We start from the raw sequence: 14,619 nt of genomic DNA, 5'->3' as shown, positions 1-14,619 counted from the left end.
CGCAAAAGTGTATCCCTGTTGACGTTTGCGTAGCGGCTAATTAAACTTTATAGAATCCGGGCCGATTGAACAGTGTTTTCTGGAAAAATCGGAAGAAGATCTCAACCTGTTTTGTATACGCCCACTGATTGTCCAGATCGGCCCAGGGGCGTCGTCGATCGCGAAGATTTACCGCTATTTTCCAGATAAACACAACGGGAATCATGAGAAGGTAATGCAGCATGAGGACTAAATAAGCGCCAATGCCGTACTGTTTCCGTACCCACAGTAGTTGAGAGACCTGAACCTGCGATTTGAAACGGTTGATATGGGTAACCACATGTTGCTGATTGTCTTCGCTGCTACCATATTCCAGGTGTACGAATTTTTGATCGCGCAGCAGCAAAAGTCTCCCCTGTTTTCCCAGGCGATAGCCCCATTCGACATCTTCGCCATACATGAAAAAACTCTCATCCAGCAATCCCGCTTTGGCCACAACCGAAGGGCGAGTCATCAGAAAGGCTCCCGAAAGCCACTCGACCTGATTGGGGTCTGAGTAATGCGGATCGGGCATCAATCGATTCAGAAATCGCTCGGAAGCTTCTCCACCGGGTAAAATGTAGAAGGCCCGGCGCATTTGCCCGAAGGTTGTATATAAGTTGGGGCGAACCTGTCGATTGGCCTGTAACTGGATTGCGCTTACAGCTGCTACGTCAGGCTGTGTATCCAGCACCTGAACACAATTCGCCAGCACATTATCGACTAGCAACGTGTCTGAATTGAGTAGTAGAATAGTACGCCCTTTGGCCTCCCGAATCCCTAAGTTATTGGCCCTCGCGAATCCTGAATTATAGCCCATCTGGAACCAGCGTACCTCGGGAAAGGATGCCTGAATGATTGCCTGACTGTTATCATCCGACTGATTGTCAACGATTAATACCTCAAAGTGAATGTTCTGCGTATAGGTATAAACCGACTCCAGGCAGTCAAGAATGAGTTGGGGTGTCTTGTAATTGACAATGATAATACTTAGATCAGGCAAAGCAGTTTTGTTGTGGTTGGGGCGTAAAGGTAGGGAGTTTATAGGTTTGAGTTTGAAGTTTATAGTTCGAGGTTTGAAGTTGCTTCCGGATCAACTTCAAACCTCGAACTACGAACTTCAAACTTCAAACTATAAACCCTAATACAACACCCATGTATCCTTACCGCCACCGCCTTGCGAGGAGTTGACGACCAACGAGCCTTTGCGAAGGGCAACCCGCGTTAAGCCGCCCGGAATAACGTTGACCCCATCGCCATAGAGAATATAAGGTCGTAAATCGACGTGACGCCCTTCGGCATGGTCGCCAACAATACACGGAACCCGCGAGAGCGAAATCGTGGGTTGGGCAATGTAGTTGCGTGGATTTTCCTGAATTTTCTTGCGAAATAATTCGTGTTCTTCGGGCGTAGCTTTAGGCCCGATCAACATGCCGTAACCACCAGCTTCGTTCGCTTCTTTGACCACCAACTGCTCGATGTTTTCCAGTACGTACTTGCAGTCTTCTTCTTCCCGACAGATGTAGGTCTGTACGTTTGGAATGATAGCTTCTTCGCCCAAATAATATTTAATGATGCGTGGTACGTAGGCATAAATCACTTTATCGTCGGCAACGCCTGTTCCGGGGGCATTGGCCAGTGCCACACGACCTTTTTTGTAGACTTCAAAAATGCCCGGCACACCAATCATGGAATCGGGATTGAACGCCTTAGGGTCAAGGAACGTATCGTCGATCCGTCGGTAAATGACATCCACAATCTGGAAGCCTTTGGTGGTACGCATTTTTACATAACCACCCGACACCACCAGGTCACGGGCTTCGACCAGCTCAACGCCCATTTGCTGGGCCAGATACGAGTGCTCAAAATACGCTGAATTATAGATGCCCGGTGTTAAGACAACCACCGTTGGGTTCGGACGATCGGCAATGAACTGGAGCATCTGGAGCAGCCGGGTCGGATAGTCAGACACCGGCCGAACGCCCGTTTGGGTCAGAACTTCGGGAAACGTCTGTTTGATCAGTTCCCGGTTTTCGAGCATGTACGATACGCCCGATGGACAGCGAAGGTTATCTTCGAGGACCATCATGGTTCCATCGTCGCCCCGAATCAGGTCAGTACCAGTAATGTGACACCAGATTCCTTTAGGGGGCCGCACACCCAGGCAACCGGGCAGAAAAGATTTGCTGGATTCAATCAGGTCGCGCGGAACAACGCCATCGTTAAGAATTCGCTGTTCGTTATACACATCATCCAGAAACATATTGATAGCCTTGATTCGCTGGATAAGTCCCGCTTCAAGTCTGTTCCATTCTGCCGACTCAATGACCCGCGGAATAATGTCAATCGGCATAATCCGCTCTGTGCCTTCCCCTTCCGAATATACATTGAACGTAATTCCCATGCTCATCAGCGCCCGTTCGGCTGCGTGCTGTCGCCCAATAAGGTCCTCTCGGGTGAGTTGCTCAACACGTTGCTGAAAAGGGGCATACCCGTCGCGAACCTGGCTCTCGTTCACGAACATCTCATCGAAAAAATTCTCAGTTTGATAATCACTGAATGAGAAGTTAACGCTTGCCTGACCCTGCGATTGAGTCATGCCATTAAGTGTCTGAGACTGGGATTGGCGGGTGTTTTGTTTTTTCATAGAACAATATATTTACAATTGGTCAGTTGGCCAAATAGAATATGGAATACCGAATTGTTGTGCAAATAAAACGCTATAAAAGTAAAGATTGGTAACTGTTTGTATTGATTTTTTATAAAATAACTATGGTTTTCAATATAGGCAGAATTAAGCATATACCTGCTCTTTTTTAAAAAACAGCTTTCTATTTGAGGTGTTTAGCCACTCCCGATCGCAAATTGGTACATAGATGGTCTCTAACCGATTCATTTATACTTTTTTTAATGGGTACCCCTCTCAATAGCTCAATTTGAGTGTTTTTACTACTTTTTTTCGGACGCTGCAACGCTCGGTCCAGGTACCACGTAAGGAGTGATGGGCCAGCTAACGAAGTTGGTCATTGCTTATTTTTCTGTTTTATTTTTTTAACAAAACCTATCTATGTTCTTTATGAAAACATTGCTTGTGTTCAGTTGTGGGATGGCGTTGGTAGTGGGGTTGAATGCCTGCAATAAAACGGCGGTTGATCCAACGGCCGATGCTTCGGCTCGGACGAGTGGGGTTAGTAGTACGTCGGTTACGGGGCCGCACAGTCTAACGACGGTTGATGTGTCGAGCTTGCCAGCGGCTGTTACAACCTACATTACGACGAACTATGCGGGGGCTACGATCAAGGATGCCCGGAAAGATGCAGCGGGTAATTTTCTGGTGGCTATTACCGTTAACAGCTCGCTAAAACTCTTGCTCTTTAAAGCAGATGGAACGTTTGTGAAAGAGGCAGAGATGCGATTTGGTCATGCTCCCGGCGACTCAGCCCGTCATCATGCACCTGGTGATTCAGCCCACCATCACATGCCTGGCGATTCGACTCATCGACCCAAGCCAACGGTAGGTGATACTACTCATCATCCTCGTCCGGGTGGCATTGGGGCTGATCTAACAGAAGTGGCGGTATCGAGCCTACCGGCTGCCATCACAACCTACATTACATCCAATTATGCAGGAGCGACGATCAACAAGGCGGCTCAGGAGAAAACAACCAGCGATTATATCGTGTCGATTACGACTTCTGGCAAAAAGCGGGGCGTTCTGCTTTTTGGCTCCGACGGTACGTTTAAGAAAGCGCTGATTGGTAAGTGATAGGCTGATTTTCTGTCAATTGTAAAAAGACTCGATAGTACATCGAGTCTTTTTATTAAAGTGGGATAAACTTGTACAAACAAAAGAAGCCGTTGTTTTGTCATAACATGTATTCACTAAACGTATATACATGTTATGAAAGCGAGATTCTTGACAATCATTCTGCTCGTTGTAAGTTTATCGAGCGCCATGGCCCAAACCGAGAAGGGAAATCGTCTGATGGGCGTTAACGTTGGAAATATTATCATTCCAAGTGGAAGCTCCACGACACTGATTAGTCTTCAGCCAACGTATGGCTGGTTTGTCGCTAATAACCTGGTGGTTGGTGCGGGTATACCGTTTTTTTACGCGGGTACTAGTGGAAATAAAGTTACTCAGATTGGATTGGCTCCTTTTTTACGGTATTATTTTGGGCCATCTCAAGTGAAACCATTTTTGGGCGCATCGATTGGTGTCATTAACACGTCGGTCACAACGAATGGATCTTCAGCCGGATCAAGTACCGATGCTGCTTATAGTGCTACAGGGGGCGTTGCCTTTTTTATAAACAGATCGGTGAGTTTCGATTTGGGGGTAACCTATACGGGAGGAGACGCTGGATCTGTCAATAGTCTTATCGCGGGCAGTCCAAACGCACTTATCCCCAACGTTCCGAAAGCCATTAATATCAGTTTAGGCTTCCAGGTTTATTTCGGAAAGTAAAGAGTAATAGGTCGCAGATTGTGCTGATTTCGTATGATTGAAACGTGATTTTTACCCGTGTAAATCATATGAAATCAGTACAATCTGCGCTCCAAGTCTTACCACAAATAATGCACCGGGTTTTTGATGCGTTCGTCATAGATGTGTTTTATGGCTACCATCTGCTCTGGAGTGGGAGCAGGGCGTTCCATCGCCTGCAAGTTTGACGATAGGTGGGCTGGTTTGGAGGCCCCCGGAATAATGCAGCTTACCGCGTCGAAAGTTAAAATCCAGCGGAGGGCATCAGGAGCTAAATTGGCATCAGCAGGAAAAACGGCTTTTAGTTCGTCAACAGCGGCTAGTCCAGTGGCATAGTCTACACCCGAAAATGTTTCCCCTTTGTCGAACGCTTCGCCCTGCCGATTGAAAGTCCGGTGATCGGTTGCGGAAAAGGATGTATCGGCGCTAAACGTACCGGTTAACAAGCCACTCGCCAGTGGCACTCGGACTATAATACCTACATCCCGGCGGCTGGCTTCGGTGAAAAAGAGTTCAGCGGGCCGTTGCCGAAACATGTTGAAAATGATTTGTACCGTAGTGACGTTCGGAAATTCAATGGCTTTCAACCCTTCCTCGACTTTCTCAACACTAACCCCCAGGTTCTGAATTTTACCCTCGTCTTTCAATCGATCGAACAGTTCGAAAATCTCGGGTCGATAATACACATCCGTTGGTGGACAGTGTAATTGAATCAGATCGAGTGTTTCCAGACCCATATTCCGCAGACTATCTTCCACAAAGTTTCGAAGCGCTTTAGGCTGATAGGCTTCATTCGTATGGGGTTGCAAACGACGACCACATTTGGTGGCTACGAAAATCTGCTCAGATCGCGAACGGACCAGTCGCCCGACAGCTTTTTCACTTTCACCATCCCCATACACATCAGCCGTGTCGATGAAGTTAATGCCAGAATCAACGGCTTCGTTGAGGATACGGTCGGCATTGTCGTGGCTGAAAGGGTCACCCCATTTGCCACCCACCTGCCAGGTACCCAAGCTAATTTCAGAAACAGTAAAGCCGGTTTTGCCGAGTTTTCGATAGTTCATATATGATTTTAGTAGAGTAGCGCGGACATCTTGTCCGCATAGTCGAAAGCTAAGTTGAGTTAATTAGCATGCTGTAAAAACTTCGGCTATGCGGACAAGATGTCCGCGCTACAATTACAATTTTACCCCGAAGCGTTCACCTAATTCTTCCAGGCTTTTTACAACGGGCTCTACAACGGGAATGCCATTGGCGAGTCGTTCGGCTTCCATCATACGCTCAGGATCGCCGGGAATCAGGACCTGCTTTCCTTCAATAGCTTTTGCCTGACGGAACCGCTGAATCCAGGTATCCATGTGCGTTTTAAATTCATCGGCAGGGCGGAATGCATCGATCCGCATGGCTCCGAAAAAGTGTCCTGTTCCCTCACCAACGCCTTCATTGGCCTGCATGAAGCCAGCCGTAGCGAAAGGCGGCACCCAGGGACCGTAGTTTGCGCCGGATAGCACTCCGGAAAAAATATCGACAATAGCGCCAAGCCCGTACCCTTTGTGAGAACCGTGTTCGCGGTCGGTGCCCAGTGGTAGTAAGGCCCCACCGTTCCGAATGGCATTGGCATCGGTAGTGGGCAGACCTTCGGCATTTTGTGCCCAGCCGAGTGGCGCTTCCTGACCTTTTCGCTGTAGAATTTCGAGTTTGCCGTAGGCTACGGCTGTCGAGGCAAAATCGGCCAGAAACGTAGGCTCAGTTGCTGCTGGAATTGCCACCGCAATCGGGTTGGTTCCTAAGAGCTTATCTAGTGAAAAGGTCGGTGCTACAAGTGGAGCCGCATGCGTCATGGCCTGCCCAATCATATCGTGTTCGGTGGCGAGCAGGGCGTGATAACCTGCAATGCCGAAGTGATTGGAATTGCGTACAGCTACCCAACCCGTTCCGGCAATTTTAGCTTTTTCGATAGCTACCTGCATGGCCCAGGGCCCAACAATAAGACCAAGCCCCCGGTCGCCATCGACAACCGCCGTCGATGGTGTTTCATGCACAACCCGCATGTGTGGCTTGGGGTTGATGCGTCCATTGTCATAAAGCCGGACGTAGCCGGGTAAGCGTGCAACCCCATGGGAGTCAATACCCCGGAGGTCGGCACTAACGAGTACATCGGCGGCTAAACGGGCATCGGTTTCGGAACAGCCGATGGCTATAAAGATTTGTTCGGTAAATGTTCGAAGTTGGTCGGCAGTAATCATGGTCGCAAAGTTCTGTAAGCTGGCGAATTATTTCGATGATTTACCTAAATAATTAAACGGTCTACCCACTTATGGAATCTACAAGGCCTAAACATCCTGCCACTATGAAAATTGTATTGATGATTACCACGCTTTGCTTAGGCTCGGCATTGAGTTTCGCTCAGGTTGGCGCGACACCAGTTGCTGACGAACAACGTGTCCAGGCTACACTTCGGCAAGTAACTGTATTTCTGACTCGTGCCCAATTGTCGTCGCATGCGGTGTCTACTTTAGATGTCGGTACAACCCGATTGGTGATTGACAATGTACCCGCGCAAACTGACCCACAGAGTATTCAGGTATCGGGCAAAGGCGATGCCATTATTCAGGGCGTTCAGTTTCGAACTAATTTCCTGACCAAAGCCTCGAAACCGGCTTCGTTACAACGGCTGGAGGATTCGCTACGGGCTAATCGGGAGGCTTACGAACTGCTGACGGTTCAGGAAGAGGTGCTTCAGCAGGAAAAGAAACTTATTCTGGCGAATCAGCAGGTTGGCGGTAAAACGACGGGCACAACCGTAAAAGAAGTGGCAGATATGGCCGCTTTCTACCGGGAACGACTCACCAAAATTGGTCAGGAACTCCTGTTGCTGAATCGACGAATGGTAGAGCAGAAAAAACGGGTGGAACGACTCGATGCGCAGGTAACGGAGCAGAACGCCAAACGCGAACGTCCTGTGGGGGAAATAGAAATAACCCTGACTGCTAAAAGCAAAACGCCCGTTGAGCTGGAGCTGAGTTATGTCGTAAGTAACGCGGGCTGGTCGCCGATTTACGATGTTCGGGTACGCGATGCAAAAAGTCCGGCATCACTGGCTTATAAAGCTCAGGTTTATCAGAATACAGGTTTCGATTGGCAAAATGTTCGTCTTACACTCTCAACGGCCAATCCGGCGTTACCAGGCTCACAGCCACAGCTATCAACCGATTATGTCGGATTCTACGAACCGCGACCTAAGTTTAAAGCGGCATCTGATAACCAGATGCTACAGGAAGTTGTCGTTACATCAGGCAATGGCGGTTCGCAACGAAGCATGAGTAAAGCCAGTGCCCTGTCGGCTCCTCAACTAGTGAATACCGCTACGGTCACACAGGCCGTTGATCAGCCAACGAACGTCAGTTTTGTGATTGCATTACCGTACACGATTCTGACCAACAGTCGTCCGCAACTGGTTGATGTACAAACGGCCGAACTCCCGGCTATTTACCGCTACGAATTAACGCCAAAATTGGATAACGACGCGTTTTTAACGGCCCAAATTACGGGATGGGATAAACTCAATCTGCTCAATGGGCCAGCCCGAATTTATTTCGAAGGCACCTTTGTGGGCGAGTCAAGTATCGACCTGACCGCAGCCGAGGATACGCTACGATTATCATTAGGCCGCGATAAGCGTATCGTTGCCAAACGGGAGCAAGTTGAGGATGTTAATAGCCGTAAAACCATTGGGAGTAATCAGCGGGAGAGCCATTCTTATCGAATTAGTTTACGTAACACGCGTCAGGAACCGATTGACCTAACCGTTTATGATCAGATACCCGTTTCGACCGATAGCCGAATTGAAGTGTCTCTTACCGATGCCGGTGGAGCTGGGCTAAATTCGGAAACGGGCAAATTAACCTACCGCCTAATCCTTCAACCCGGCGAGAGCCGTGCGCTTACATTCCGCTACGAAATTAAATATCCCAAAGGGCGAGTGCTGAGTGAGTAGAAGAAAAATGAATAATTTTTTGTGGTGCCAGCTGTAAGCAGCTGGCACAGGAAGGTTTCTCAAAACCGACGCCACGTATATTCATTAACTCTCTAATCAACTTAACATCTTTTTAAGAAACAAATCAGGTAGTTTTGGCTTTATTACCAAAACCACCTGATTTGTTTAGTTAACGCTATGATCATTCGCTCCTACCTGATTCTGGCTTTTCTGTTCATTGTTTCTGTTGCCTATGCGCAACCCCAGGACACGCTCACAACGGAACAGCTTCTGCAACGAAAAGGCCCTTCGTATACCGCTCTGCTTCGCCCTTCCCGCTATCTGGCTCTCGACGTAAATCATACGCTGGGTGGCTTCCACCGATACCGTTATTTTATTGGCGATGACCTGCATTTTAAAGCTCGTGGCGAAAAATATAATGAAGAGCTTTACGACGTTACGGATAGCACGTTCAGCATTCTGATGGCCAACGAAGTGATGAATCGCGATGAACCCGTAACCTTCCAATTCAATGAAATAAAAACGGTTATGCTCCATCGTCGGATTCCATTCGTAACCGCAGCTGGTACTCTCTTTCCAATTGCAGGTGGTGTCTATTTACTGGCCGATGTTGTCAATAACCGGGGCTTTTATGCCAATACACTACCCGTTGTTGGCTCATTGATACTAAGTGGCATAATTTTTCATCTTATTAGCAATCCACACATTCGGATCAATAAAAACCATCGCCTGAAGGTGCTCAGAACCTATTAGCTGCCTATATCGAAAGGAAGAATAAGGCGCGTTTTGGTTTTACGAAAACTGGTTTACATTTGCCCTATGCCGAACTCTATCCCCAACTTACAAGTCGACTGGAGTCAATTCAATGGTAGGTATACAGATGCCTATCAGTCCGGGCGTTTGTCGTTCATTCCGAATTTATTGCCGCAAACGGCCATGAATTTTTCGGTTTATCAGACACTCGAAATTCTGCATAAACGATTAGGCAATGACACGCTTCGTCGGGCGTTGAATCCGGCCGAAACCATTGACAGTCCGGCCGCCATTTATTCCGATGGCTCGTGGCTCAAGCGGAGTAATATGGTTGGTGTAAACGTCCGTACTATTGGGTCGTTCTGGAATATTATCAATTATGTGCTGACCTTGCCAGCCAGCCACGATAGTATTCATTTGTTGCCTATTTGGGAGCCGGGCGTAGTGGGGAGCCTGTATGGCATGGTTAGCTGGCAAATTAACCCGGAGTTTTTCGACGTGGCGTTAGCCAGTTTTGTGCCCGCACTCGACACGGTCGAAAAGCAACTGAAGGTCGTTACGAACCTGCTTCACGCGATGGGCCGTACCGTAGGTATGGATGTTATTCCGCATACCGACCGGTTCTCCGAAATGGTGTTGGCCTGCCCAAGCCTGTTTGAGTGGGTACAACGCGATGTGAAGTCGGGAAAACCAACCGAGCTGGCCGATTATTCCAGTTTCGTTTATAAGTACGTAGAGGATGTTATCTGGCAATTTCTGAGGTTTCGGGGAGCAGCCGATGGCACCCCGCTGACCTTTCCCAAAGACGTTTTCTTCTCGACTGATATCGCCATTCTGACCGATGATCAGCGGTTCCGTATTTTATTCGGTAACCCGCATGATTATGGTGGTCGGTTGAGCCGGCGGATAGCGTTGATTCGTTATCTGGTAGAGCAGGGGTTCGAAACACTACCGATGACGATGGCTCCTCCGTATCGGGGCCTGCACATTGATGCCACCACATTCACCATTGACGATGCAGGGCAAATTTGGTACGAGTACGCCTTCGACAAACCCGAAGCCATGTCGCGGGTATTTGGTCCGCTAGCCCGATATCGATTCTACGAATCGAAAGACAACAACCAAAATTGGGAGCTTGATTTTAACCAGCCGAACCTGCCCGCCTGGCAATACATAGCTCGTAAAGTCCACGAATGCCAGCGCATGTACAACTTCGATTTCATGCGAGGGGATATGGCGCATGTGCAGATGCAGCCAGCGGGTGTTCCGGCGCAGATTGGCGACTATTATGATCCGTTGCGGGCGATCAAAAAATACGTTCAGGCTAACGGAGCACCTTATTATGGCTTTTTTGCTGAAACGTTTCTGGCACCACCCGATACCATGGGTTATGGCAACGAACTCGACCATCTTGATGCGATCGAAGCTGATTCGACACTAGGCGATTTGCAGGCGATGGTGGTCGGGTCTGATTTATTTAAGGCTCAACTGGCCGACTATTATACGCACCTGAAAACGCGACGGTTTGCCCCAAACTTTACCGTCATCACGGCTGATAAAGATGACCCGCGCTTTGATGAGTTTTACCGAACGGGCAACCTGTTCCGGTATTTTACCGCCTTATTCCTGACCGATATGCCCAGTTATGTTAGCCTGGGATTTGAGGTTCGGAATTTGCACGAACAGCGTGGCGCCAACGAAGAATATAGCAAGCTTTACGTTTTCTGGATCGAAGACGACCGGCTGCCCGATAAAGTGACGCACGGTCCATTTACCTGGGGACAAAATGCCGATCAGTTTGCTGCCATCCTGCGTATGCGTGAATTTGCCGAAAGTATCTGGCCAACTATTGTAGGTAAAGAGACAACCTGGTTGGTAGCCCCTGGTGCGGAAAGTTACATTGCCTGGACCCATGAAAATTCCCCCGAATACGTTTTCGCGGCTAGTATGACCGGCACTCTGCCCAAAACAATGGCAAATTTGCCAAAGGGTGAGGTAGTTTTTGAGGAAGGTGGATGTCGGATATATAAGCTAACATAGAGATATATAAGCTAGCATAGGTTGGAACCCCTGTTTTTGATACTGACGATCAGATGTGAAAATAGCTTTTAATATCCGCCCAATCTTACCCGTTATGAAATTTCATTTACTTATTTTCATCAGTCTGGGAATCTTCGCCATAGCCTGTCATAAACAGACTGAAGAACTAGTGGTACCACGTCCGACCTGGAAACTCAGGAGTGATATTTTTCTGATTAATAAAATTCTATTGGGTGCACACGCTACCGATAAACGGCTGATTGTTGCTCATACAGCTGGGTTCTTCCAGATGGATGCGGGCGATACGTCATTTATTCAATACAGCAGTGGTGGTGGTGGAACACTTTTATCGTTTGGGGGCTTTTTCTCGAATTCACTCTATTCGCCATTACTCAGTAATACCTTGTATGCAGGATTGCCGAACGAGCGAAATTCAATAGCTATTACAGATGTATTTGGTACGCGTGATTCCACAGACAATTATTCCGATTATAACGGAGGAGGTTTTATTTATGTCCCTAGAGAGACTGGGATTCCTAATGGTCAGGTGAGTGTCTTTTCCGGAGCTGCCTTTGGCGCCTACAATGAGTCAACAAAAACATTACTGTATGCAGTTACCAATCCTCAGAACCAGACCGTAAATACAGCTACGCGGACAGTGGTCATGAATAAGCAGGAGAAAAGCCCCTACTTCGCTTATCGAACTGGCTACAGTAATGTCTATCGTACTGACTCTGCTGTTCAGGTTGGTTTTACTGGCAGCATAGCTGTAAAAGATTATTTCATTATTACGCCAAACGAGTCTTTTTTAACAGGTAATGTTTATTTGTATGCTATTGATGCCAAAACAGGGCGCACTCAGAAAGTGCCAATTACTATAAGTCCGCCTTATACTTATTTTTTCTATAAGAGCCATCTTTATGGCCTTTGTTACAATGGCGACTTGGTACGATCAGATGATGGGGGATTCTCCTGGCGACGACTAGGCTATCTTGGTCTGGATAATTTCAAATTTGCCGTGGTAAATGGGAGTTTAATTGCTTATGGTCTATCTCAGCTTTTCTGGATAGATGAAGGTGCTGAAACGTTTTCGAATATTCGGGAATTAACGAACGAGGGTTTGGAGTTTAGTCAGATAACGGGTGTCGTCGCGTTTAACAACAAAGTTTTCGCTACGACGCTAAGTGGTTTATATACGATTGATGCAAAAGACTTTTTTACGGTCAAGCAGAAATAATACTATATAGATCTGCCAAATCTACACGATGAATCGCAACTTACTCGACGGCCTTAATTTCGCTTCTAAACTGACGCCCAAACGGATAGCCAACGCGCTTAAGGTGCTGTCGAGCTATTATGTTGGGAAACAGACGGGCCGACCGGTGCAACGTGGATTACCGATGTCGATCTCGTTCGAACCAACCACGAGTTGTAACCTGCGTTGCCCTGAATGCCCAAGTGGTCTTCGGTCATTCACTCGCCCGACCGGTATGTTGGGTGAAGATCTTTACAAGCGAACGATCGACGAACTCCACGATACATTATTGTATCTGATCTTTTACTTTCAGGGTGAACCCTATTTGCATCCCCAATTTCTGGAATTAGTTCGTTATGCTACTGAGCGTAATATCTATACGGCCACAAGTACAAACGCGCATTACCTCACCGATGCCAACGCTCGAAAAACAGTAGAGTCTGGCCTGGATCGGTTGATTATTTCGATTGATGGCACAACCCAAGAAGTGTATCAACAGTATCGGGTGGGAGGGAAGCTTGAGAAGGTACTTGAAGGCACGAAGAATATTCTGCGCTGGAAAAAAGAACTAAAATCCCGGACTCCCCACGTTGTCTTTCAGTTTCTGGTTGTGAAACCCAACGAGCACCAGATTGCCGAAGTGAAAAAATTGGCTCGCGAATTAGGCGTGGATGAAGTGGGGTTGAAAACCGCCCAGATTTACGACTACGAACAAGGTTCCGATCTGATTCCGACGATGGATCAATACAGCCGTTATGCACCCCAAACGGACGGGACCTATCGAATCAAAAACGGTTTCGGCGATCATTGCTGGAAAATGTGGCACTCCTGCGTCATTACTTGGGATGGACTGGTGGTGCCCTGTTGCTTCGACAAAGATGCTCATCATCGACTCGGGGATTTACAAACGGAATCCTTCGCCGATCTCTGGCATGGCCCAGCTTATCAGGACTTTCGTGAAACCTTATTCCGCTCTCGCTCCGAAATAGAAATGTGCCGAAACTGCACCGAAGGCACGAAGGTGTGGGCGTAGCGTAATTTTGAATGAGTGAATGAGTGAATGATTGAATTGATAAAGGCATACGAAGCTATTCACTCACTCAATCATTCTATCATTCACTCATTTTATTAGGTCTTTATAGCTAATCAGCTGAATGCCCTTTGTTTTGATGAACGCCTTTACTTTCGGATTTGTCCAGCAATCGGTTACGCCCTGGCGGTCGATGGCGACCTGCTCGTAGCCGATGTGATGAATGGCGCGAAGTTCGGGTGTATTGAGGCCGGGGTGATCGACAAACAGGTACGTTTTTCCTGATTCCAGGCTTTCGAGCATCTTCGTGAAGCTGGCGATTTTCTCCTCCGAAGTAGCGTGCGCACCCACATAACTTACATTCAGGACCCCTAATTCGTTGGGCATAATGTCGAGTTTGTATTCTTTCGCCAGCTTCTTGACCAACGCTTTTACATCGTCGCCCATGCTCGTGCAGCCCATGTGGCCCGAAATATGGCTAAGACGGGGTATTTTTTTCAATCCCAGCTCGATTTGCGCCCGAAACTCTTTTTCGACATCAGCCAACTGCCAGTTATTCTCGACAACGGATCGCTTGGGGTAGTTTTTGTTAGGGAAAATCATCGGATAAAAATAGCCATCGGCATCCTTCAGGCTAGGGCAGTCGGATACGGGCCGCCATTTGATATTATCCCATTCGCTGCTGAGTGTCAGGTGAATCCCTACGTCAACCGATGAGTTTTCGGCCAGTAAACTAACGGCTTCCGGAAACCAGGGCGATGGAACAAGAACCTCAATAGACGTTTCAATGCCTTCTTTATAGCACTTTACAAGCGCTTCATTCCCTCCCTGAGCATAGCCCATATCGTCGCCACGAACAATGAGCCGGGGTGGTGATTGAGCAAAAACAGTATTCGTACTGAGTAAGGCAAGGAAATAGATAAGTCGTTTCATAACAATCAGCGACACGTTTAAATCAACCATATATCAAGCCAATTCTACCGTTTTCTACCCATTTCCCGCCAGGTATCAGTTGATTGCCTCTAATTCAGATGGCT

Annotated in this window: 12 protein-coding genes; 7 read left to right on the top strand and 5 right to left on the bottom strand. The window is 47.7% G+C overall.

Translation table 11 applies throughout. The features are described 5' to 3' along the window. Positions 1-40 precede the first annotated feature (40 nt). Positions 41-1,021, bottom strand: a complete 981-nt coding sequence (locus tag H3H32_RS24865) for a glycosyltransferase family 2 protein (RefSeq protein ID WP_182458417.1) — start codon at positions 1,019-1,021, stop codon at positions 41-43. 138 nt (positions 1,022-1,159) lie between these two features. Next, positions 1,160-2,665 carry a circularly permuted type 2 ATP-grasp protein gene (locus H3H32_RS24860; RefSeq protein WP_240543482.1) on the bottom strand — a complete coding sequence of 502 codons (1,506 nt, stop codon included), beginning with the start codon at positions 2,663-2,665 and terminating at the stop codon, positions 1,160-1,162. Between the two features lie 429 nt (positions 2,666-3,094). Between H3H32_RS24860 and H3H32_RS24855 the strand changes: the two genes are divergently transcribed. Together H3H32_RS24855 and H3H32_RS24850 are read left to right on the top strand one after the other, a co-directional pair. Next, positions 3,095-3,784, top strand: coding sequence for a PepSY-like domain-containing protein (locus H3H32_RS24855; protein ID WP_182458415.1), 690 nt, complete (start codon positions 3,095-3,097; stop codon positions 3,782-3,784). Positions 3,785-3,919: 135 nt separating this feature from the next. After that, complete coding sequence (locus H3H32_RS24850; RefSeq protein WP_182458407.1) at positions 3,920-4,486, top strand: outer membrane beta-barrel protein; 567 nt, start codon at positions 3,920-3,922, stop codon at positions 4,484-4,486. Positions 4,487-4,584: 98 nt separating this feature from the next. Here H3H32_RS24850 and H3H32_RS24845 read toward each other — a convergent pair whose 3' ends face one another. Together H3H32_RS24845 and H3H32_RS24840 are read right to left on the bottom strand one after the other, a co-directional pair. Further along, a complete protein-coding gene (locus tag H3H32_RS24845) occupies positions 4,585-5,571 on the bottom strand; it encodes an aldo/keto reductase (RefSeq protein WP_182458406.1) in 987 nt (328 codons plus the stop codon). Between the two features lie 114 nt (positions 5,572-5,685). Then, the gene (locus tag H3H32_RS24840; protein WP_182458404.1) at positions 5,686-6,753 is read right to left on the bottom strand and encodes an Ldh family oxidoreductase; all 1,068 of its coding nucleotides are present in this window, start codon (positions 6,751-6,753) and stop codon (positions 5,686-5,688) included. Positions 6,754-6,857: 104 nt separating this feature from the next. Between H3H32_RS24840 and H3H32_RS24835 the strand changes: the two genes are divergently transcribed. The 5 genes from H3H32_RS24835 to H3H32_RS24815 all read left to right on the top strand — a co-directional run bounded on the left by H3H32_RS24835 (position 6,858) and on the right by H3H32_RS24815 (position 13,585). Then, positions 6,858-8,504 carry a mucoidy inhibitor MuiA family protein gene (locus H3H32_RS24835; RefSeq protein ID WP_182458402.1) on the top strand — a complete coding sequence of 549 codons (1,647 nt, stop codon included), beginning with the start codon at positions 6,858-6,860 and terminating at the stop codon, positions 8,502-8,504. A 177-nt stretch (positions 8,505-8,681) separates the two neighbouring features. Continuing rightward, positions 8,682-9,257, top strand: a complete 576-nt coding sequence (locus H3H32_RS24830) for a hypothetical protein (RefSeq protein WP_182458400.1) — start codon at positions 8,682-8,684, stop codon at positions 9,255-9,257. 66 nt (positions 9,258-9,323) lie between these two features. Then, entirely contained in the window at positions 9,324-11,297 is a 1,974-nt protein-coding gene (locus tag H3H32_RS24825) for a hypothetical protein (RefSeq protein WP_182458398.1), read from the top strand. Positions 11,298-11,391: 94 nt separating this feature from the next. Continuing rightward, positions 11,392-12,534 carry a hypothetical protein gene (locus tag H3H32_RS24820; protein ID WP_182458396.1) on the top strand — a complete coding sequence of 381 codons (1,143 nt, stop codon included), beginning with the start codon at positions 11,392-11,394 and terminating at the stop codon, positions 12,532-12,534. Positions 12,535-12,562: 28 nt separating this feature from the next. Further along, a complete protein-coding gene (locus H3H32_RS24815; protein WP_182458394.1) occupies positions 12,563-13,585 on the top strand; it encodes an SPASM domain-containing protein in 1,023 nt (340 codons plus the stop codon). Between the two features lie 87 nt (positions 13,586-13,672). Here the strand turns inward: H3H32_RS24815 and H3H32_RS24810 are convergent, their stop codons facing one another. Next, positions 13,673-14,515 carry a polysaccharide deacetylase family protein gene (locus H3H32_RS24810; protein WP_182458392.1) on the bottom strand — a complete coding sequence of 281 codons (843 nt, stop codon included), beginning with the start codon at positions 14,513-14,515 and terminating at the stop codon, positions 13,673-13,675. Positions 14,516-14,619 lie beyond the last annotated feature (104 nt).

Origin of the sequence: Spirosoma foliorum, from assembly GCF_014117325.1 — a bacterium.
Lineage (GTDB): Bacteria > Bacteroidota > Bacteroidia > Cytophagales > Spirosomataceae > Spirosoma > Spirosoma foliorum.
The sequence above is the reverse complement of the archived record's forward strand: the minus strand, read 5'-3'. Positions and strand labels throughout refer to the sequence as shown.

Excerpts from the sequence above, each read along its gene's own strand:
- H3H32_RS24840 (WP_182458404.1), bottom strand. The coding sequence starts at position 6,753 with ATGATTACTGCCGACCAACTTCGAACATTTACCGAACAAATCTTTATA.
- H3H32_RS24815 (WP_182458394.1), top strand. The coding sequence starts at position 12,563 with ATGAATCGCAACTTACTCGACGGCCTTAATTTCGCTTCTAAACTGACG.
- H3H32_RS24830 (WP_182458400.1), top strand. The coding sequence starts at position 8,682 with ATGATCATTCGCTCCTACCTGATTCTGGCTTTTCTGTTCATTGTTTCT.
- H3H32_RS24810 (WP_182458392.1), bottom strand. The coding sequence starts at position 14,515 with ATGAAACGACTTATCTATTTCCTTGCCTTACTCAGTACGAATACTGTT.
- H3H32_RS24820 (WP_182458396.1), top strand. The coding sequence starts at position 11,392 with ATGAAATTTCATTTACTTATTTTCATCAGTCTGGGAATCTTCGCCATA.
- H3H32_RS24850 (WP_182458407.1), top strand. The coding sequence starts at position 3,920 with ATGAAAGCGAGATTCTTGACAATCATTCTGCTCGTTGTAAGTTTATCG.
- H3H32_RS24825 (WP_182458398.1), top strand. The coding sequence starts at position 9,324 with ATGCCGAACTCTATCCCCAACTTACAAGTCGACTGGAGTCAATTCAAT.
- H3H32_RS24860 (WP_240543482.1), bottom strand. The coding sequence starts at position 2,665 with ATGAAAAAACAAAACACCCGCCAATCCCAGTCTCAGACACTTAATGGC.
- H3H32_RS24835 (WP_182458402.1), top strand. The coding sequence starts at position 6,858 with ATGAAAATTGTATTGATGATTACCACGCTTTGCTTAGGCTCGGCATTG.
- H3H32_RS24855 (WP_182458415.1), top strand. The coding sequence starts at position 3,095 with ATGAAAACATTGCTTGTGTTCAGTTGTGGGATGGCGTTGGTAGTGGGG.
- H3H32_RS24845 (WP_182458406.1), bottom strand. The coding sequence starts at position 5,571 with ATGAACTATCGAAAACTCGGCAAAACCGGCTTTACTGTTTCTGAAATT.